At 47.5% G+C, this 20,592-nt stretch carries 17 protein-coding genes; 6 read left to right on the top strand and 11 right to left on the bottom strand.

From position 1 onward, the window contains the following. Nucleotides 1-230 precede the first annotated feature (230 nt). The 3 genes from tkt to CIK04_RS16940 all read left to right on the top strand — a co-directional run bounded on the left by tkt (nt 231) and on the right by CIK04_RS16940 (nt 5,488). A complete protein-coding gene (gene tkt / locus CIK04_RS16950) occupies nt 231-2,225 on the top strand; it encodes a transketolase (protein ID WP_128824634.1) in 1,995 nt (664 codons plus the stop codon). A 264-nt stretch (nt 2,226-2,489) separates the two neighbouring features. After that, the gene (locus CIK04_RS16945) at nt 2,490-3,098 is read left to right on the top strand and encodes a methylamine utilization protein (protein ID WP_176463363.1); all 609 of its coding nucleotides are present in this window, start codon (nt 2,490-2,492) and stop codon (nt 3,096-3,098) included. Next, nucleotides 3,095-5,488 (top strand): EAL domain-containing protein, encoded by a 2,394-nt coding sequence (locus CIK04_RS16940; protein WP_097352165.1) that lies wholly within the window; start codon nt 3,095-3,097, stop codon nt 5,486-5,488. Before CIK04_RS16945 ends, CIK04_RS16940 begins: the two co-directional genes overlap by 4 nt. A 49-nt stretch (nt 5,489-5,537) precedes the next feature. Here the strand turns inward: CIK04_RS16940 and CIK04_RS16935 are convergent, their stop codons facing one another. Beyond that, nucleotides 5,538-7,100, bottom strand: a complete 1,563-nt coding sequence (locus CIK04_RS16935) for a methyl-accepting chemotaxis protein (protein ID WP_097352166.1) — start codon at nt 7,098-7,100, stop codon at nt 5,538-5,540. Between the two features lie 312 nt (nt 7,101-7,412). Further along, nucleotides 7,413-8,465, bottom strand: a complete 1,053-nt coding sequence (aroG, locus tag CIK04_RS16930; protein WP_017419625.1) for a 3-deoxy-7-phosphoheptulonate synthase AroG — start codon at nt 8,463-8,465, stop codon at nt 7,413-7,415. A gap of 379 nt (nt 8,466-8,844) precedes the next feature. Here aroG and CIK04_RS16925 point away from each other — a divergent pair, with 379 nt between their 5' ends. Continuing rightward, a complete protein-coding gene (locus CIK04_RS16925) occupies nt 8,845-9,918 on the top strand; it encodes an OmpA family protein (protein WP_038939858.1) in 1,074 nt (357 codons plus the stop codon). A gap of 115 nt (nt 9,919-10,033) precedes the next feature. Here CIK04_RS16925 and cyoE read toward each other — a convergent pair whose 3' ends face one another. The 4 genes from cyoE to CIK04_RS16905 are packed head-to-tail and all read right to left on the bottom strand — an operon-like array spanning nt 10,034 to nt 13,255. Next, nucleotides 10,034-10,933, bottom strand: coding sequence for a heme o synthase (gene cyoE / locus CIK04_RS16920; protein ID WP_097352167.1), 900 nt, complete (start codon nt 10,931-10,933; stop codon nt 10,034-10,036). Continuing rightward, complete coding sequence (locus CIK04_RS16915; RefSeq protein WP_176463362.1) at nt 10,926-11,951, bottom strand: heme A synthase; 1,026 nt, start codon at nt 11,949-11,951, stop codon at nt 10,926-10,928. Before CIK04_RS16915 ends, cyoE begins: the two co-directional genes overlap by 8 nt. Nucleotides 11,952-11,964: 13 nt before the next feature. Next, nucleotides 11,965-12,498, bottom strand: a complete 534-nt coding sequence (locus tag CIK04_RS16910; protein ID WP_038969018.1) for a hypothetical protein — start codon at nt 12,496-12,498, stop codon at nt 11,965-11,967. After that, nucleotides 12,479-13,255, bottom strand: a complete 777-nt coding sequence (locus CIK04_RS16905) for an SURF1 family protein (RefSeq protein WP_039537446.1) — start codon at nt 13,253-13,255, stop codon at nt 12,479-12,481. Before CIK04_RS16905 ends, CIK04_RS16910 begins: the two co-directional genes overlap by 20 nt. A gap of 1 nt (nt 13,256) precedes the next feature. Here CIK04_RS16905 and CIK04_RS16900 point away from each other — a divergent pair, with 1 nt between their 5' ends. Beyond that, entirely contained in the window at nt 13,257-13,481 is a 225-nt protein-coding gene (locus CIK04_RS16900) for a DUF2909 domain-containing protein (RefSeq protein WP_015728103.1), read from the top strand. 10 nt (nt 13,482-13,491) lie between these two features. Here the strand turns inward: CIK04_RS16900 and CIK04_RS16895 are convergent, their stop codons facing one another. Genes CIK04_RS16895 through coxB form a run of 4 tightly spaced genes read right to left on the bottom strand, consistent with a single transcriptional unit; the run spans nt 13,492 to nt 17,755 of the window. Beyond that, nucleotides 13,492-14,376: a cytochrome c oxidase subunit 3 gene (locus tag CIK04_RS16895; RefSeq protein ID WP_097352169.1), complete on the bottom strand. Its 885-nt coding sequence runs from the start codon at nt 14,374-14,376 to the stop codon at nt 13,492-13,494. Beyond that, nucleotides 14,373-14,984: a cytochrome c oxidase assembly protein gene (locus CIK04_RS16890; protein WP_017419618.1), complete on the bottom strand. Its 612-nt coding sequence runs from the start codon at nt 14,982-14,984 to the stop codon at nt 14,373-14,375. The genes CIK04_RS16895 and CIK04_RS16890 overlap by 4 nt, the downstream gene beginning before the upstream one ends. A gap of 6 nt (nt 14,985-14,990) precedes the next feature. Beyond that, entirely contained in the window at nt 14,991-16,622 is a 1,632-nt protein-coding gene (gene ctaD, locus CIK04_RS16885; protein WP_097352170.1) for a cytochrome c oxidase subunit I, read from the bottom strand. After that, nucleotides 16,619-17,755 carry a cytochrome c oxidase subunit II gene (coxB, locus tag CIK04_RS16880; RefSeq protein ID WP_232708608.1) on the bottom strand — a complete coding sequence of 379 codons (1,137 nt, stop codon included), beginning with the start codon at nt 17,753-17,755 and terminating at the stop codon, nt 16,619-16,621. The genes ctaD and coxB overlap by 4 nt, the downstream gene beginning before the upstream one ends. A 353-nt stretch (nt 17,756-18,108) precedes the next feature. Here coxB and CIK04_RS16875 point away from each other — a divergent pair, with 353 nt between their 5' ends. After that, the gene (locus CIK04_RS16875; protein WP_097352171.1) at nt 18,109-19,818 is read left to right on the top strand and encodes a phospho-sugar mutase; all 1,710 of its coding nucleotides are present in this window, start codon (nt 18,109-18,111) and stop codon (nt 19,816-19,818) included. Between the two features lie 56 nt (nt 19,819-19,874). On the opposite strand, the gene CIK04_RS16870 is transcribed toward CIK04_RS16875, so the two are convergent. After that, the gene (locus CIK04_RS16870) at nt 19,875-20,297 is read right to left on the bottom strand and encodes a GNAT family N-acetyltransferase (protein WP_038939872.1); all 423 of its coding nucleotides are present in this window, start codon (nt 20,295-20,297) and stop codon (nt 19,875-19,877) included. Nucleotides 20,298-20,592: the final 295 nt, after the last annotated feature.

The raw sequence follows: 20,592 nt of genomic DNA, 5'->3' as shown, positions 1-20,592 counted from the left end.
ATTCTAGTTTTGAATGCTCGAATTACAAGCTCTTTTTTATTATTAGCGAAAACCAAACGTTTGCTTAATCGAGTGAGAAAATGTTTTTTTCTCAGTGAAATGGCATTAAGTCGCTTACATTTCCACAAATTGTTCAGGTAAATCGTTTGCAGTCGAGAGATTGCTTTGCGAAAATAATCACCACTCGATTTTCTATGTTATCAATTCGCTTAATGCACTCAGGAGCAGACATGCCTTCTCGTAAACATCTCGCTAATGCAATCCGCGCACTCAGCATGGACGGCGTACAAAAAGCAAACTCAGGCCACCCAGGCGCACCTATGGGTATGGCGGACATCGCTGAAGTTCTTTGGCGTGGCCACCTAAACCACAACCCATCAAACCCAGAGTGGGCTGATCGCGACCGTTTYGTACTCTCTAACGGCCACGGCTCGATGCTGATTTACTCGCTACTGCACCTWAGCGGTTACGAGCTTTCTATCGATGATCTGAAAAACTTCCGTCAATTGCATTCTAAGACTCCGGGCCACCCAGAATACGGCTACGCGCCTGGTATCGAAACAACRACGGGCCCTCTAGGTCAAGGCATCACCAACGCGGTTGGTATGGCAATGGCTGAGAAAGCGCTCGCAGCGCAGTTCAACAAASCWGGCCACGACATCGTTGACCACTTCACTTACGTGTTCATGGGTGATGGCTGTCTGATGGAAGGTATCTCGCACGAGGCWTGYTCTCTAGCGGGTACGCTAGGYCTTGGTAAACTGATTGCATTCTGGGATGACAACGGCATCTCTATCGACGGTCACGTTGAAGGYTGGTTYTCTGACGATACGCCTAAGCGTTTCGAAGCKTACGGCTGGCACGTTATCCCAGCWGTGGATGGTCACAATGCTGAAGCGATCAACGCAGCAATTGAAGCYGCTAAAGCAGATCCTCGCCCAACTCTAATCTGTACTAAAACTATCATCGGTTTTGGTTCACCAAACAAATCGGGTTCACACGACTGTCACGGAGCACCACTAGGTGCGGAAGAAATTGCAGCAACACGTAAAGAACTAGGTTGGGAGCACGGTCCTTTTGAAATTCCGCAAGAAGTGTACGCAGAATGGTCAGCGAAGGAAGCAGGCGCAGCTAAGGAAGCAGCGTGGAACGAGAAATTTGCAGCTTATGAAGCAGCATATCCAGAGCTTGCCGCAGAGTTCAAACGCCGCGTAAATGGCGAGCTTCCAGCTCAGTGGGAAGAGAAAGCAAACCAAATCATTGCAGATCTTCAAGCAAACCCAGCGAACATCGCATCACGTAAAGCATCGCAAAACGCGCTAGAAGCGTTTGGTAAAATGCTGCCAGAATTCATGGGCGGCTCTGCTGACCTAGCGCCTTCTAACCTCACCATGTGGTCGGGTTCTAAGTCGCTAGAAGCAAACGACTTCTCTGGTAACTACATCCACTATGGAGTACGTGAATTCGGTATGACAGCGATCATGAACGGTATCGCGCTACACGGCGGTTTCGTACCTTACGGCGCAACCTTCCTGATGTTCATGGAATACGCACGTAACGCAATGCGCATGGCGGCTCTGATGAAGATTCAGAACATCCAAGTGTACACGCACGATTCTATCGGTCTTGGCGAAGATGGCCCAACTCACCAACCGGTTGAGCAAATCGCATCACTGCGTCTAACGCCAAACATGAGCACATGGCGTCCATGTGACCAAGTGGAATCGGCAGTTGCATGGAAACTGGCGATTGAGCGTAAAGATGGTCCATCGGCACTGATTTTCTCTCGTCAAAACCTAGCACAGCAACCACGCAGTGCTGAGCAAGTGGCAGACATCGCCAAAGGTGGTTACATCCTGAAAGACAGCGATGGTAAGCCTGAGCTGATCCTAATCGCGACGGGTTCAGAAGTTGAGCTAGCAGTGAAAGCGGCTGAACAACTAACCGCTGAAGGTAAGAAAGTGCGTGTGGTTTCAATGCCTGCTACTGATACTTTCGACAAGCAAGACGCGGCTTACCGTGAATCTGTATTGCCATCAGACGTAACAGCACGTATCGCTATCGAAGCGGGCATTGCGGATTTCTGGTACAAGTACGTAGGCTTCGACGGTCGCATCATCGGTATGACGACTTTCGGTGAATCAGCACCTGCTGACCAGCTGTTCGAAATGTTTGGTTTCACTGTAGAAAACGTAGTGAACACAGCGAAAGAACTTCTCGCGTAATCACGATTTCAGACAAATCAAACTCAAAGCCCTGCTTTATTTAGCGGGGCTTTTTATTATCCTTGCCATGTCGAGCGAGGCTAACACACCCGTCGATTTTGCCCACCTTCCACTGGCTGAACAAACGCACAAACCGCTTTCTTCTTGCATCAAACATTCTGTTTGCCATCTTTCATCTATAGTTAAAACATCACCGCTATCAAGCCGTCACAAGAAGCGATGCCAGATCCAAAAACACCCCTAAGCTATTGAGGAAATAACATCGTGAGCAAACGAACTATTCACATACTGTGGTTGTCTCTAGTTTCCTTGCCCTGCTTCGCCGCGGATTTGACGGTAAGGGTGCTCACTGAACAAGGGGAACCTCTTGAAAACGCGGTCGTGCTTCTCAAGTCAGAAGCGCTTCTTCAGTCTCTCCAGCCGATGCCTGTGACTGAATTAAGCCAAAACCACCGAACTTTTACCCCGAATGTATTGGTGATCACCAAAGGCAGTGCTGTCGAATTTCCTAATCGTGATAGAGTTCGACACCATGTTTACTCGTTCTCAAACGCAAAAACATTTGAACTCAAACTCTATTCAGGTCGGCCTGAAAAACCCGTCGTGTTTGATAAGGCGGGGGTTGTTGAGATTGGCTGCAATATTCACGATAGCATGCTGGCATGGATTCTAGTCTCCGACACGCCACTCTTTGCCAAAACAAACAATCAAGGTGAAGTGTATTTCACTCAGCAACAGGCCGATACCTATCAGATTGAAGTGTGGCATTCTGCGTTACCCTTTGGCTCTCCCTTAGTCACTCAAAACGCCGTTTTAACTGAAAACAATGCTGCTGTCGAAGTGGTGATGCCCGCGTTAGGAGGGAATCTGTGAACTCGCTATCTGGCCACTACCTAAGGACTAGTCTTTCCCGTCGGTTTATCACGTTCGTTCTTGCCTTTCTCATTTCGATCCAATTTGTCAGTTACGCATTGGTGCAAGTGACGGTAGAAGCCCACATTCGCGAAGAGATACGAGAGACGCTCGAGGTCTCGAAGCGAGTATGGGATCAGTTATTGACTCAAGCCAGTTTCCGTTTACAAGAAAACGCCGACCTACTGGCGTCTGATTTTGGCTTTCGCACCGCGGTAGCCACCCAAGATCAACAAACTATTACCTCAGCACTGCAAAACAACGCAGCCAGGGTGGATGCCTCTATTGCTGTGCTTATCGATCACCAATGGGAATTGCAGGCGCTGTCTGAAGACAACATTTCCGAAGCCTCACGCAAAGATCTCGTCACCGCCATTAAACAGTTTACGACCGCGAGGCCATACCATCTCATGATCTACAAAGGTAAGCCGACTCAGTTTGTCCTCGCGCCAATCAGAGCGCCGCGCATTATTGGTTATGTGCTGTTTGGTTTTGAGATCTCCCACCAGCGAATCAGTCTTGCAAGCCAATTGGCTGGAGTTGATATTGCGCTACTTTCATCTCTCAGCGATTCATCGAACATTTACGTGGTATCGAACGAAGCGCCAATAAAAGCCTACTTCTCTTCCTTGCCTGAACCTCGTACCATCGCGAGTTCAACTATGCAGGATCGCTCCATCGCCGACAGAATCTTCGTCACCGAAACGCTGACGGAAAAACTGCCGAACCAGCATTGGATTCACGTTGTTTTCCTTGAATCTTTGGATGCGGCAAGCCTTCGCTTTGATAAGCTTGCGTCTCAATATTTATGGGTATCTGGATTGGCGATTGTGCTCTTCACTCTTGCCGTTCTCGCCTTATCTCATCGCGTTATCCGCCCTTTAATCACACTCACCAAAGCAACCAAAGCACTCGCCGACGGCAACTACACGGCAACGATTGAAGGTACACAGCGTCCTGATGAAATTGGTCAACTGACACGGGGATTTGATCAAATGCGCGGACGTCTTGAGGAGCAAAAACAGACCATCACTCAACTCGCTTACTTCGATACTTTGACGCATCTTCCAAACCGGGAACACTTCCGACAACACTTGAAACAAGCGCTGGCCCATCCGTCGCTCAAGTCAATTTCGGTCATCACCATCAACCTAGACCGCTTCAAACACATCAATGATGTACTGGGTTACCATGTTGGCGATGCGGTGTTGCAAGAGATGGCGCAAAGACTCACGTTAACCTCGGAAAGCATTTCTCTTTTTGCGGCTCGAATCAGTGGTGACGAGTTTGTGTGTGAAATTAAAACCAACAGTGGTGAGCTGGCTGACAGTGTTGCGACGCTCAAGCAACGTCTTGATACCCCTTTCTATATCAACGATACCCCAATTGATATCAGTGTCTCTATCGGAGTCGCCACTTGGCCAAGCGATGGCGTGGATGTCGACAGCTTAATCAACGCCTCCCAGATCGCCATGTACAGCGCCAAACGCAAAAAAGAACAAGTGGTTTTCTACGACAGTGCCTTAGTCACCGCCATTCCAGAGAACCTTTCGCTATTGTCAGAATTGAGGAAGGCGCTATTACAAAACGAGTTACGCGTCTATCTTCAACCCAAAGTCACGGCCACAACCAAAGTGGTGTCGTCAGCAGAGGCGCTGATTCGTTGGCAGCATCCGGAAAGAGGCTTGCTTGCCCCCTTCTTCTTTGTCCCTTTTGCTGAACAAACGGGTTATGTAAGGGAGTTGACGCGCTGGATGATACAACAAGTAATTCAGCATTGGCGCGAGTTACAACCACTCTCCGGTCAACTGACCATTTCGGTCAATCTCTCGACGTGGGATTTGATTAACCCGCAACTAATCGATGACTTAAAACACTGGCTCAGCGAATACAATGTTCCTGCCAGTGGCCTCTGTTTAGAAATCACGGAAAGCGCCATCATGGATGATCCAGCAACATCAGAACTGACGTTGCTGCAGTTGTCTCAAATGGGCTTTCATCTCTCTATCGATGACTTTGGTACTGGCTATTCTTCCCTTGGCTATCTACAGCGGTTACCCGTCAATGAATTGAAAGTCGACAAATCGTTTGTCTTAAACATGCTGGAAAATCCAAATGATAAGGTGATCGTGAGTTCCACCATCCACCTTGCGCATAGTTTAGGGTTACAGGTGGTGGCAGAAGGCGTGGAATCCTACGCCTTATTTGAATCACTTAAAGAGCTAGGCTGTAATGAAATACAAGGCTATTGTGTAAGCAAACCAATAGCCTTGGAAGAATTTATTGCATGGCGAGAAGAGTGGATGCAATCGAACCCATACACGGTGGAGAGTTTGCAGAAAAAAGGTTAGAACCCGCCGAATCAAACAGCGACGGGGTTTGCTTTTATCATCGCTGCACCTATTTCTCTTCAAATCGATAGGCAAGCTGATAGAAATCGTCCACTCGAGACTTCAGCTTCTGGCTGTTTTCTTCCACGGAATAGGTCGCTGCAAGATTTTGTTCCGAAGTGGTCACAATCGAATGAATGTGTTGATTCACCTGACTGGAGAGTTGCATTTGATTGTCCGCCGACGCTGCTACTGTCTCCATCAATTGACTCATAGAGCACATCATTTTCTCCACCTCCAATAATCGTTCAGCGCTGATTGCGGCGACTTCTGAACACGATTCCGTTTGCTGTTTATTCTCTAGAATGTCGTTTTGCCAAGATTGAATGGTAGCCAGCATGGTGTCGATACTGCTTCTAATTTGCAGTGTGGCATTTGACGTTCTGCCCGACAATGCACGAACTTCATCAGCGACCACCGCGAAACCTCGACCTTGCTCACCGGCCCTAGCCGCTTCAATCGCAGCGTTCAAAGCCAGTAAGTTCGTTTGTTCCGCAATGCCACCAATTTCCTCCATAAACTGACTGACTTTCTGTGCCTGTTCGGATAACTGATACGTTGTTGCCGTCGCTTTTTCAGCCTGCAGCATCAACTGTTCTAAGTTCCGATGGGTTTGATCGATACTTTGCTTTGCTGCAACACAGCGCTGAGCTGTTTCTTCGATTAGGCGATCAGCGTCTTGCGTGCTGCTCACTACTGATCGAGCCGCCACCTCCATCGAGTCCGTTGCTTGTTGAACTTGGCGAATATCCGACGCCTGCTGACCCAACGCTTGTGACACTTCCTCTGTCGTCGCACTCAAATCATCTGCTAATTGCTGTAAAGGTCTAGCAGAATCCGTCATCCGCCCCAGGACCGTGCGAATGCGAGCCGACGCCATTTTTAAATGAAAATCAGCGATAGAGAACTGGTTTTTTCCGGAATAAATTAAACGACTCACGCTATCAAATTTACTTTGTAGCGCCTTTAACTGCTGAGGTGTATCAATTAACTCTTGCCTAAACAGCAGTGCCAATGTAGTCAAAGGCATCAAGTTGGCCAAAACAGAATATGTGCCGTCCAAACTCAGCATTTGCGCAAGCACCGGTGCCGAGATAGAACCCAGCAAGATCGCGTATCGAAGTGAATCATTCAGTTTGAGTGACCACTGCCGGCCATTTCGCTCCGCATCCAGTAAAGAGTGATAGGCTTTGGACGCTATCTCGACCCATTCGCGTTTTGGCTTAACACGCACTGATTGGTAGCCAGACATCACACCATTTTCATAAATGGGCGTCACATAGGCATCAACCCAGTAAAAACCACCTGACTTGGTTCGATTTTTCACGATACCTCGCCAAGCTTTCCCTTGCTTTAGGTTTTGCCACATATCGCCAAATGCCGCTTTGGGCATATCACTGTGACGCACAATATTGTGGTTTTCACCCAACAGTTCTTGTTCACTGAATTCGGCGATTCGGCAAAATGCCTCGTTACAATAGGTGATCACACCTTTTAAATCAGTAGTAGAAACGAGCTGTTCGTGCTCTTTCAGGAGAGTTTCATGAGCTGAATTAGAAATAAGTGCTGACATTATAAACTTTTGTTATGGAGAGTAATTGTGGGCAGATATATACACAATATTTCTCTTTATTACAAAATGTTGATATCAAATTTTAAACTAACCAACACATTTCACACACATCCAGTTTCTTAATATCAATATGGTGTGAGCTAAAATGAGAACAAAAGACATGAGTGATTTTAAAATAGACAGAAGTTAGCACCTTCTCTATGGCTCGCAAAAGCAGGACTCTTATCGCTCTTTTCATTGCGCATCACATTGAAAAAGAAAAGCCAGCGAATCGCTGGCTTACTCAATAACACAATGGGTGACGAAACAGGGCTATTTTGCTCGACGAGCTGCCACTGCATTTGCCAATTGGCGAAGCACAGTTTCAGTATCTTCCCAACCGATACAAGCGTCGGTAATCGACTGACCATAAGTCGCCGCTTTACCTTCCACAAGATCTTGTCGACCTTCCACAAGATGTGATTCGATCATCACCCCAAAGATAGCTTCTTCACCGGCCGCTAGCTGCTCAGAGACATCGTCGGCGACCAACATTTGACGCTTATACTGCTTGGAGCTGTTGGCGTGGCTGAAGTCGATCATTACTTTTTGTGGTAAACCCGATGTAGCTAGCTCTTCTTTTACTGCTGAAACATGCGCTGCACTGTAGTTTGGCTCTTTACCACCACGCAAAATAATGTGGCAGTCTGGATTACCCGCGGTTTCAACGATAGCAGAATGGCCGTATTTCGTTACCGATAGGAAATGGTGAGAAGCACTTGCTGAGCGAATCGCATCACTTGCAATCTTAATGTTGCCATCCGTGCCATTTTTAAAACCAACCGGACAAGAAAGACCCGAGGCCAGTTCACGGTGAACCTGAGATTCCGTGGTACGCGCACCAATAGCACCCCAACTGATCAAATCTGCCACATACTGTGGTGTGATCATGTCAAGGAACTCACTCGCCGTTGGAAGACCCATATCGGTAAGATCCAACAACAGTTTTCGGCCCATGCGTAAACCATCATTCAACTTGTAGGTATCGTTGAGGTACGGGTCATTAATCAAACCTTTCCAGCCCACCGTGGTACGTGGCTTTTCAAAGTAAACGCGCATAACAATTTCAAGATCACCTTTGAGTTCGTCACGCAGCGTTTTCAAACGCTTGCCGTATTCAACCGCGGCTACAGGATCGTGGATAGAGCAAGGGCCGACAATAACCAGCAGACGATCGTCTTTGCCGATGAGAATGTTGTGAATGTCATTTCTCGATTGGAAGGTTGTCGAAGAAGCGGTTTCAGTCGCTGGGTACTTCTCTAAAACAGCTACTGGTGGAAGTAACTCTTTAACGTTATTAATTCTTACATCATCTGTTTGGAACATTGCTTCTTCCTATCACTATCTCTGGGCGAAAATTTTAGGGATACGGCTACCGACCGCCCTTTCTTCTTGGTATAGGCAAGTAACTTATCGGCAGAAAAACAATACCGCAAGCACTTTTTTTAAAAGAAGGCAAATTTTTAAATAATTTTACGCTTTACACACCATGTAAAAAAATAATTACACTCAAACATAGTTGTCTTATTCTTTAGAAATTAGCATTTGTACGAATCTATTGGTTGGAATGCTATTTTTTCAATTACATTTTGTTACTAGAATGAGAAAAAATAAACACATCAAATTGGAATTGGTGATTTTTAAAATATATTAAACAGCACCAATATGCACATTGATGAACTTAAGCGTAAATTAAGGAAAATATATGAAAAAATTAGCCGTCACCCTATCTGCGGTGCTCGCTAGCAGTGGTTTTTTCTCAGCAACAGCGAACGCAGCTTGGTCAGATCTCTATTTCGGGGGCAAAATTGGCTATGTAAATCTAGACGACGCTTGTTACGTAAGCTCAAAGTGTGACGACGAGTCCGCAGGTTTTGGCCTTTATTACGGCTACAACTTCAGCAAACATGTCTCTGCTGAGCTAGGGATCGACCTTCTTGGTGAGCATGAAACGAACTTCTCTAACGGTTATTTCTCTGAAGCAAAGCTGGCCGCTTACACACTGGCACCGAAGTTCAGCCTACCACTGAATGAAAAACTCGATGCTTTTGCCAAAATTGGCGCGGCATACATGATCTATGGCGATGACAAAGACCTTGTTCCGACTGGCTCTTTGGGGCTTGAATACGCATTAACCGAAAGCTTTAAAGCGCGTGCAGAGTACCAGCGTTATCAAGATATGTCCGATGACATCGTGAAAGATATGGACGCGAATTTCTTTGGTATCGGTATTACCTATCTGTTTGGTGGTGCCAGCTCAGCAGCCACTGCGGCGGCGGCAGCTAATGAAACGGCAGTTGAGCCAAGACCAGCTGAAGAAGTGAAGCAAGAAGAGCCTGTTGCTGAACCAATTCTTTTAGCTGAAGAGCCAAAACCTGAACCTAAACCAGAGTGGGTGACCAAATTCTCTAATCAGCAATACAACCAAGAGCTATTCGCAACAGGCAGCAGCAAATTGTCTGCTGGCGGTAAACAAGCGTTAGCTCCATTGGCTGAAGTATTGATTAAATACCCAGATGCAGAAGCTGAAATTGTTGGCCATACCGATTCAACCGGCTCTGAAAAAGTGAACCAACGTATCTCTGAGCAGCGCGCTCAAGCGGTCGCGGATTACTTGGTCGAGCAAGGTGTAAAAGCAGAGCAGCTTAAGGTGCGTGGTGCCGGTGAATCTCAACCTATTGCTTCAAACAAAACAGCTGAAGGTCGTGCTCAAAACCGTCGTGTAGAAGTGACGATTCCTAGCTTTGAGTACCAAGAGCTACAACAACCAGCACAGTAAGCCTGTGACATTATGACAAAAGGGAGCAAGTTGCTCCCTTTTTGCCATCTTAACCACCATCCCATCGATTCTCAGCATGCTTCTCCATCGCAAGACAAAGAGGATGAGTCGCAACTTACCCAGCCAGTTTCTGATCAAGTAACAAAGCGCAAAACAACAGCAACAAAAAGTAGATCGAGAAACGAAACATCTCGATCGCGGTGCGTTCTTCAGCTCGAAACTTGAGTTTTATCGCATACAGCACAAAACAGACATTCAGCACCAGTGCACTAAATAAATAGAGATAGCTGGCCATTCCAACCAATACGGGCAGCATACAAACCAACGCCAGCAGAATGGCATAGAGAAGAATCGACGTTTTGGTGTATTCAACGCCATGCGTCACTGGCAGCATGGGGATATTCACCTTGGCATAATCCTCTTTTCTGTGAATCGCCAACGCCCAAAAATGCGGAGGGGTCCAAATGAAAATGATCATCACCAACAACCATGCATGAGGATGTAACTCACCCGTTATCGATGTCCAACCCAATAAAGGCGGCATCGCACCAGCAATACCTGCAATCACGATATTTTGAGGGGTCGCTCGTTTTAAATAGAGCGTATAAACCACCGCATAGCCCAACAAACTGGCAAAGGTGAGATAGGCAGTGAGGCTATTTACCCAAAGCATTAGCGATAGAAACCCTAACGAACCAATCAGAAGCGCAAACAACAGCACATTGAAGGGGCTGACATCCCCTTTAGGAAGCGGCCGACGATATGTTCTTGCCATTTTGGCATCGATTCTTCTATCAATCAGATGATTGAACGCTGCCGCCGATCCCGCCATGAGCGCAATGCCGATCAAGGCGATCAGTGCCTGATGCCACGTAAACTGCTCATGAGGCGCCAAGCTCATTCCAACCACTGATGTCAACAACATCAACGCGACCACTTTGGGCTTGGTAAGCGTCCAGTAAGTACTCCATGAAGATCGTGTTTGTGGCTTGTCGACGGATAATGTTTTACTCATATTTAAATCCCTCGAAATTGAGTTCTATACCCGGCTGTTCCTGCCAAAGCACATAGCTGCTCACACTCACCAACATAATCAGTAGTGCGGCACCTAAGTTGTGAGCCACCGCGACAGAGAGTGGCAACTGATAGAGAACATTACTGATGCCCAATCCCACCTGTGCCAACAGAATCAACCCAATCGCAATGGCCAGTTGCTGAACGATAGGTTCGCTTTGTTGATAGAGCCAAAAACAGTAGGTCATCACACAGAAAAATGTAACCATGGCGCCGATACGATGCGTGACGTGAATGGTCATTCTGGCTGGGTATTCCAAAACGCCAAACTCATAGGTGTGGTGGCCTAAACTCCAAAAATCGAACGCGTTCTTCCAATCCAGATAGCTTACCCAATCCCCTTCACAAATCGGCAGTTCACTGCACATTAGTGCCGCGTAATTGGATGACGTCCACCCGCCTAAAAGGATTTGCAAAGCCACCACGGCGATAACGAAAAATGAGAAAAACCGCAGTCTGGGATCGACAAACTGCCAGTCCACCATAAATTCGGTTGGTTTGAGTTGGCAATAGAGAATCGCAAGCAACACAAACAGTAAGAAGCCACCGAGCAAATGCGCCATCACCACCACTGGCATGAGTTTCATGGTCACAGTCCACATACCTAGCAACGCTTGAGCAACAACCAACAGTGAGAGCACAATCGGCACCACCTTCGGTGCTTTGGCTTTAAACAGACAGAGTAACGTAATGGCGAAAATCAGCACACCCAAGCTACCTGCAAAATAGCGATGAATCATTTCCAGCCACGCTTTGCTTGGCTCAACCATCATGCCTGGAAAGTTATCCTCTACGACGCTCAATTCCGCCGCGGTATTCGGCACCGTGAGATGGCCGTAACAACCGGGCCAGTCAGGGCATCCCAACCCTGCATCAGAAAGCCGCGTGTAAGCACCAAGTAGTATCACCACCGACGTTAACACCAACGCAATTTGTACCATAATCCGATGAAGATTCATGGTTCCCTCCCCTTCAACCAACTCGCGAAAGTTTAAGCAGCTTCCTCAGATCTGAGAGTATTTCTTTATTTTGCTCTATGAGTGACTTGGTGGCATTCACTGGGTAGCGCATCACCAACTGACCTAGTGGATCGACGATCACCATATCCCCCGGTTTCAAAACGCTTTCAATCTGTTTTGTTATCACAACCTGCTCATAATTAAGATTAGTTGTTGTTGGAGAAAATGCCCAAACTACTGCTTCGACTCTCTCTTGATATTTGCCCAAAGCGAGATGATTTTGGCCTAAGAGATGAAGTTGCTGCTGGCAAAGTGCTTCACAAGACGTGGGCAACAAATACGCCAGTTGCCACCCTTTTCCCTGAAATGGGTTCTCCTGCCCGAGACTTTGTAAGGTGGTGTAGGGTTCTATTAACTCCCCTTTATTTGAAACACCGGATTGGTACCAATGTTGTTCCAATACCACCTTCGCGACAATGGCGGGCAAAGCAAATGTGAAAACCAACAGCAGCAGAATGAAACGCCCTCTATTTTGTGTGGAAATCATGCGACACCTCCTTGCGGCGAATGCGTAGGTAGCGAACAAAAATCATCGAAGAAATCAACAATAGAACCAGAGCCATCGCGAACCACTGCATCGCATAGGCAAAATGTTTTTGACTCCCCATATTCAGTGGCTGCCAAGGTTGAGGATAGGGCCAATGGGTGAGGTTATCAGGCTGAAACAATGTCGGTATGAGACTTACGTTGAGTTGTTTACTGAGATCCGCTATCACCATGTTTTGCACTCGTATGGGATCACTCAGTTCTAAATGGAGGCGGTCACTCAATGGGTTAACGGATTTTTGGTACAACCGCCCGGTTAAAAACAGAGGCTCATGAAAGCCTTGTACTTTGGGGAGAGATTGGCGTTGTAAACCACCGTCGACAAAACCGAGTTCCACCAGCAGATAACTTCCCGGTTCATCCATCAATGCCATCACTTGATAAGCGAGATAACCCACTTTCCCGTTCCACGTTTGGTTGTCGAGCAGCACAATGGGCAACGCACTTGGCGCGACATTGGTTTCCACTCTCACTCCCGTCACCGAAAACGCGGCTGCGTGTTCCACGTTGAGCACATCAAGCAAGGGCTGCGGTGCTTGCAAAGCACGCTGTTGTAACTCTATTTCAAGTTGCGATTTTTCCTCTGCACGCGAGAGCTGCCATAAACCCAGTTTGACCAACAGGGTAAATACGACCAAAGTTAACAATGCGGCGACAATGGCGCCGGGCGATCGGATCAACGCAGCTTTCGGAGTCACTATGCCGATATTTCTATTCAAATTGATACTGGTTCTTTTGCTATTGTTCATTATTGCCAACTTGGGTTTAGCCCTATTCCATATGGTGCGAGCCGACTCTTCTCCCAATGGGAAATCCATGAGCCACTATTTGGGGCGCAGAGTGATGCTCTCCGCATTGGTCGTGCTGTTTCTGCTGATTGCATTAACAACAGGTTGGGTAGAACCCAACCCAAGACCATACTAAATTGATTGCATTACAGAACGTAGACAAAAACAAACAAACAGAGCCAAACCACGTCAACAAAATGCCAATACCAACTACCCGCTTGAAAGGCGAAATGATCTTTCGGCGTAAAATGGTCTTTGGCGATGCGTCCGAGTAACACGATCAAAAACGTCGTACCCAAGAACACATGCATGCCGTGAAAACCCGTCAAGAGGAAGAAGGTATTGCCATAAATGCCCGATTGCAGTGTCAATCCCATTTCCTGATAAGCATGGGCATATTCTTCTACTTGATAGAAAAGGAAGAAGCCCGCAAGAACGATGGTGATCTCCAACCAAACAATCAACGCCATACGTTGATTTTTCTCTAAGCTGGTATGCGCCAAATGCAGGGTAATCGATGAGGTCAACAAAATGATGGTGTTAACCAAAGGGATTCCCTGCCATGGCATCGCATGTGTTTCTTGACCAGACGGTGTGGTGGTCAAAGGCCACAGGGCTTCAAAGCTTGGCCATAAGATCTCATGCGTCATCACATTGTTATCGGCCCCGCCAAGCCACGGCACTGCCACCATTCTTGCATAGAAAAGCGCACCAAAAAACGCCCCGAAAAACATCACCTCAGAAAAAATAAACCAACTCATTCCTTGTCGAAACGAGCGGGCAATCTGCTCGCTGTATTTTCCGGTGAGTGACTCGGTGATCACATTGCTAAACCACCCTGCCAACATATACAGCAAGGTGAAAAAACCGATGATTAAAATCACATTGCCGATTGGCCCCACGGGCCCTTCTATTTGCGTTCCCTGAACGGTCATGCCAGCCCCGACAGCAATCATAAACAGCGCAAAAGCGCCAAGAATCGGCCAATTGCTTTGGGCAGGAACGTAATAGGACGGATGTTTGTTACTCATAGCTCAGCTCCCTGAGGCACTGGATTGGTTGCCTCCTTGAGTCCAGATAGTTGCGCGAGTTTCTCTCTGTCGGCTTGTTCAACGGGTAAACGATACAAGGTATAAGAGAGCGTTAATGTGTGAATCTCGGTTGGTAAGTCAGGCTCGATGTAGAAAATCAGTGGCATCTGTGCCAACTGATTTCCTTCAATGGGTTGGCGATTAAAACAAAAACACTCAATCTTGTTGAAAAATGCTGCGCCCTGCCCCGGAGACACCGAAGGCACGGCCTGACCAACTAAGATCTCTTGGCTGAGGTTTTGCGCCAGATACGCCGTTTGAATCACTTCTCCCGGATGCACATTGAGCGTGACCGATTGTGGTTTGAAGCTCCACGGCATATCCGGTGAAACATGCGCCATGAACTCGACGCGAATGGTTCTGCTGGTATCAATCTGTAACCCTACCGGAGCCGCCACGGCAACGTTATCGGTTTTACCATTGATGCCAAGCACATCGCACATCACGTCATACAGAGGCACCAAAGCAAAACCGAAACCAAACATCGCCAAAGCCGCCATCGTCAGCTTAAGAGTCAGAACGTGATTCGATCTTCCTTTCGTCATCATGTCACCTCAATCCACTTTTGGCGGGGTCGAGAAAGTGTGATGTGGGGCTGGGCTTGGCACTGTCCACTCCAACCCTTCCGCTCTTTCCCACGGTTTGGCTGCGGCCTTGTCACCCCCTTTGACGCATTTAATCACCAACCAGAGGAAGATAAGCTGCGACAAGCCAAAGGCAAATCCGCCAATCGAGACAATCTGATTCACATCAGCAAACTGAATCGCGTAGTCTGGAATACGTCGCGGCATACCCGCCAAGCCAAGGAAATGCATTGGGAAAAAAAGGACATTGACTGAAATCACCGAGCACCAAAAATGCCACAAACTTAGCCGCTGGTCGTACATATGCCCCGTCCACTTGGGCAACCAATAATAGGCCGCCGCCATGATGGAGAACACAGCACCAGACACCAGTACATAGTGGAAATGGGCCACCACAAAATAGGTGTCGTGATATTGAAAATCCGCTGGAACAATCGCTAACATCAGGCCGGAGAAACCACCAATGGTGAACAACACAATAAAGGCAATTGCAAACAACATCGGCGTTTCAAACGTCAACGAGCCGCGCCACATAGTCGCAACCCAGTTAAACACTTTAACCCCAGTCGGAACAGCGATCAGCATGGTGCAATACATAAAGAACAGCTCGGCAAATACCGGCATGCCAGTGGTGAACATATGGTGTGCCCACACAACAAACGAGAGCAATGCAATACTGCAGGTGGCGTAAACCATAGAATGATAGCCAAAAAGCTTTTTGCCACTAAACGCTGGGATGATGGCGGAGACAATACCGAAAGACGGCAAAATCATGATGTAGACTTCAGGGTGGCCGAAGAACCAAAAGATGTGTTGGAACATCACAGGGTCACCACCACCCGCCGCGTCAAAGAAACTGGTGCCGAAATACTTATCGGTCAGCACCATGGTCACAGCCCCTGCCAACACGGGCATCACAGCAATCAACAAAAATGCCGTAATCAACCAAGTCCAAACGAACATAGGTAGCTTAAACCAGGTCATACCCGGTGCACGCATATTGACGATGGTCACTATCACATTGATCGCGCCCATGATGGAGCTGATCCCCATAATGTGCACAGAAAACACAAACAGCGCCGTACTATCGGGGCCATACTTGGTCGAAAGTGGCGCATAGAAAGTCCAACCAAAATCAGGACCGCCGCCGGGCAAAAACAGCGAACCAATGAGGATTAAAAAAGCAAAAGGCAAAATCCAAAAGCTCAAGTTATTCATTCTTGGCAACGCCATATCGGGCGCACCAATCATCATCGGGATCATCCAGTTGGCAAGGCCAGTAAAGGCCGGCATCACCGCGCCAAACACCATCACCAAACCGTGAACTGTGGTCATTTGATTAAAGAATTGCGGGTCCACCAATTGCAAACCCGGTTGAAAGAGTTCGGCGCGAATAACCATTGCCATCGCACCACCGGTTAAAAACATGATGAAGCTAAACCAAAGGTAGAGCGTGCCAATGTCTTTGTGATTGGTGGAGTAGATCCAACGGCCTATGCCAGAAGGTTGATGATGTTCATGAGCATCGCTTTCCACTGCCACAGCACTAGGCAGTTCACTTTCTGCCGACGCAGATTTGACCGGTTTTTCAAATTGACTCATTGTCCCTCCCCGCGACTCTGCGCTTTATGGGCGTTGACGTCAGCCGCTTGCACCGCATCACCTGTGTCATTACCAAAGGCATTGCGTTGATACGTGATCACCGAAGCAATCTCTTGCTCGGAAAGCTGATTGGCAAAAGCTTGCATTGCGGTTCCTGCTTTACCATTAAGAACAATGTCGATGTGCTTGTCGCGATCCCCAGTCGCAATCGCACTGCCTTTAATGGCCGGAAAGGCTCCAGGGATCCCCATGCCATTGGCTTGATGGCAAACCGCGCATCGCGCGGCGTAAATTGCTTCACCTTGAGCCATCAACTCATCCAGCGACAATGTTTGCGTCAGTGCCGATGCTGCCGCTTGTTTCGCTTCGGCTAACTCGGTTTTCTTGCTCGCAAGCCATTGTTCAAAATCGTTCTCTTCCATGGCATGCACCACTACGGGCATAAAACCATGCGCTCGACCACACAACTCAGCACACTGGCCACGGTATACCCCGGGCTTGTCGATGCGCGTCCATGCTTCATTGATGAAACCGGGGATAGTATCTTTCTTCACCGCAAAGTCGGGCACCCACCACGAATGAATGACATCATCAGAAGTGAGAAGAAAACGGATCTTACGATTGATGGGAACGACCAGAGGATTATCCACTTCCAACAAATAATTGGCCCCTTTAACTTCAAGACCATCAATCTGCTTTTGCGAGGTCGCCAGTAAACTGAAAAACTCAACGTCTTCCCCGAAATAGCTGTAGTGCCATTTCCACTGAGAACCGGTAATTTTAACCGTCAGATCAGATTGAGATGTGTCCTCCATCGCTACCAACGTTTTGGTGGCAGGAATCGCCATCGCGACGAGGATCAAAATCGGAATCACCGTCCATATCACTTCCACTTTGGTGCTTTCATGAAAATGCGCGGCGACGGCCCCTTTCGATTTTCGGTGTTTGAAAATGGCATAGAACATGGCCCCAAACACAGTCAATGCAATGGCACAGCAGATATAAAAAATCAGCATGTGCAGCTCATACACCTGCTGACTGATCTGTGTGACCCCTTGGGTCATATTGAACTCTGTTTGCGATGCAATGGCTGGCGCACCGAAGCCTACTAGCATCAGGTCAAACAGCCCCATCAGTGTGAGAAATCGTTTCTTCAAAAGCTGTCTCCTCTGACTCACCGCGCCAACGTTGAGATTGATCATTTCGGACTGCAACTACCGAACAAACCAGTAAAAAAAGGGCAAAACCCTGATTTCAACACTCTTTGTTATATTTATGTTAAAAAGCTAGACTCAGTTATGGCTTTCTTCAAGAAAATATCCACAAAACAACAAACAATCTTGTCAATAAGAACACTTAAGGTAGAGAAATTGTCTATCTTTAGAACAAATGAAATTTTTATGATTTCAGTAATCGTTTGGCATCACGGAAATGATATTTATTATCATTTAATTTAAAGAAAACAGAGAGAGTAAGGAAAAATCGTATGCTCAAACAAGTCACCGACTGGTTGGCCAGAGATCCGGATCCACGCACCCGTGAAGAACTTCAGTACCTCATTGATGAGAAGATGACGGAAGAATTGCAAGACCGTTTTCGCGGCAGGCTTGAATTTGGTACCGCCGGATTACGTGGAAAAGTCGGTTCGGGACCAAATCGCATGAACCGACTTGTCATTCAAGAAACCGCGACAGGGCTCGGACATTATCTCATCGAGACGATTCGTAACGCGGCTGGTCGTGGTGTGGTGATTGGCTATGATGGCCGAACCGATTCGAAGCAATTTGCTCACGACACGGCCGCTGTACTCACGGCGTTGGGTATTAAGGTTTACCTCACCCATAAAGTGGCCCCAACACCAGTGGTGGCATTTGGTGTCAAACAGTTTAATGCCGCTGCGGCAGTAGTGGTTACCGCAAGCCACAACCCACCGGAATACAACGGCTTTAAAGTCTATTGGGAAAATGGCGCACAAATCATTCCACCTCATGACGCGGGTATTGCCGGCGAGATTGAGCAAGCGACGCACAAACCTATCCCTCTCATGTCATTGAGTGATGCGGAAAAACACGGCCTTTTGGTTTGGCTCAAAGATGACTACTACCAAACGTATCGCCAAGCGATGAACACTCACCCATTGTTAAAATCGGACCATGCGGTTGGTATCTCCATCGCGTACACCGCTATGCATGGTGTCGGCGCTGAGATGGCCGAGACATTGCTGGCCGATGCCGGTTTTACTCATGTACTGAGTGTGCCTGAACAACGAGAGCCTGATGGCACATTTCCGACGGTCAACTTCCCGAACCCAGAAGAAGCTGGGGCAATGGATATGGTGATGGATCTGGCAAAAACCGTCGATGCAGAGATTGCTTGTGCCAATGACCCAGATGCCGACCGCTTCGCCGTTGCTGTTCGCAAACCGGATGGCAACTACCAAATGCTCACAGGGGATCAAGTGGGTGCGTTGTTCGCCGACTATCTCCTCAGCAGCGTGGATGCCAGCAAACAACTGGTTGGCAACACCATTGTCTCTTCTCGCTTGTTGGCTGACATCGCCAAACAGCACGGTGCCCATTACTACCAAACGCTCACAGGCTTTAAGTGGCTCACTAATGTTGCTATGGCTCAGCAAAGCGATAACAAGCAGTTCCTGTTTGCGTATGAGGAAGCGCTAGGCTACACCGTAGGCAATAAAGTTTGGGATAAAGACGGTTTGTCAGCGCTGGTCGCGTTTGCCCAGCTAACGGCACAACTGAAAGAAAATGGCCTTACCTTGTGGGATAAATTAGAGCAGCTTTATCGTCAACATGGCTTCTATTTTAACGCGCAGCGCAGTATTGCCTTATCGCCTGATTCGCCACCCATCGGTGACCAACTGAGAGCCAAACCGCCTAAAATCATAGCAGGGCAGAAAGTAACGGTGATTGAAGATCTCAAAGCGTCGTTACGATACGTGACCAATGGCGTGACAGAAGCGATTAACCTGCCTGCCAGCGATGTTCTGATCTATCACCTTGAAGATCGCTCACGCGTTATCGTCCGCCCTTCAGGCACTGAGCCGAAGCTGAAGTGCTACTACGAGGTGATTAGCGATTTTCCTGCTGAGTTGGATTACCAAACCGCACAGTTTAAGGCCGAGAGCAAAATGAATACGCTCATTGCAGCCCATCAACAAAGTTTGTCATCGTCATAAAAACAAAGAGCACACTCGACGTATGAGTGTGCTCTTTTGCTATACCTGTCTAATGATTAAATGACTTTTTGCAAGAAGTACTTATTGATGCCTTTTGCTGGGTAATTGCTATATTGGCCAACCTTCTCAAACCCCAATTTGAGATAAAAATCCAACGCTTGGAAACTGTAGGTATCAAGACAAATATCCGTCACCCCTTGAGGTTTTACCTCGTGTTCTAAACGCTGCATCAATTGGCTGCCTAAGCCATGTTGACGGTAGTGTTCATCTAACCAAAGAAATTCCACAAAGACGCTGTTGGTAAACCACTCACCCGTTAGGCCGCCGACCAATTTGCCGTCCTCATTACGAACAAAACAGCCGATCTTTTTCACTTCGCCATCAGGAAGATGTTGAGCATTGTAAGCACGAATCCCCTGACGAATGGTTTCAAATTCTTCATTTTGTAGGTCAAAGGTAAATTCTGTTTTCAAGTCCATGCGCCTTCCTCCCGTGTGATCGTTACCCGCAACGCTAAACGTAAGCATCGCGGCTTAGTTTTTTATGCTTTGGTTTTTGCTATTACGAGCCCTAGTTAAGAAAAAAGCCAGCGGCGCCGGCTTAGTTTTTTATGCTTTGGTTTTTGCTATTACGAGCCCTAGTTAAGAAAAAAGCCAGCGGCGCCGGCTTTTAGGTCAAACAATCTATCACGAGTTAAAATTCAATAACATCCAAAGAGATAAGAAAACAAACACCGCCCCCATCACTTTGTMGCTGATAAAGCCGAAACGTCGC

This window comes from Vibrio sp. 03_296 (assembly GCF_002265885.1).
This window is presented reverse-complemented; position numbering and strand designations above follow the sequence as displayed.

Coding starts and splice junctions, on each gene's coding strand:
- CIK04_RS16935 (WP_097352166.1), bottom strand. CDS start 7,100: ATGTCAGCACTTATTTCTAATTCAGCTCATGAAACTCTCCTGAAAGAG.
- aroG (WP_017419625.1), bottom strand. CDS start 8,465: ATGTTCCAAACAGATGATGTAAGAATTAATAACGTTAAAGAGTTACTT.
- CIK04_RS16925 (WP_038939858.1), top strand. CDS start 8,845: ATGAAAAAATTAGCCGTCACCCTATCTGCGGTGCTCGCTAGCAGTGGT.
- cyoE (WP_097352167.1), bottom strand. CDS start 10,933: ATGAGTAAAACATTATCCGTCGACAAGCCACAAACACGATCTTCATGG.
- CIK04_RS16915 (WP_176463362.1), bottom strand. CDS start 11,951: ATGAATCTTCATCGGATTATGGTACAAATTGCGTTGGTGTTAACGTCG.
- CIK04_RS16910 (WP_038969018.1), bottom strand. CDS start 12,498: ATGATTTCCACACAAAATAGAGGGCGTTTCATTCTGCTGCTGTTGGTT.
- CIK04_RS16900 (WP_015728103.1), top strand. CDS start 13,257: ATGCCGATATTTCTATTCAAATTGATACTGGTTCTTTTGCTATTGTTC.
- CIK04_RS16895 (WP_097352169.1), bottom strand. CDS start 14,376: ATGAGTAACAAACATCCGTCCTATTACGTTCCTGCCCAAAGCAATTGG.
- CIK04_RS16890 (WP_017419618.1), bottom strand. CDS start 14,984: ATGATGACGAAAGGAAGATCGAATCACGTTCTGACTCTTAAGCTGACG.
- ctaD (WP_097352170.1), bottom strand. CDS start 16,622: ATGAGTCAATTTGAAAAACCGGTCAAATCTGCGTCGGCAGAAAGTGAA.
- coxB (WP_232708608.1), bottom strand. CDS start 17,755: ATGGGGCTGTTTGACCTGATGCTAGTAGGCTTCGGTGCGCCAGCCATT.
- CIK04_RS16875 (WP_097352171.1), top strand. CDS start 18,109: ATGCTCAAACAAGTCACCGACTGGTTGGCCAGAGATCCGGATCCACGC.
- CIK04_RS16870 (WP_038939872.1), bottom strand. CDS start 20,297: ATGGACTTGAAAACAGAATTTACCTTTGACCTACAAAATGAAGAATTT.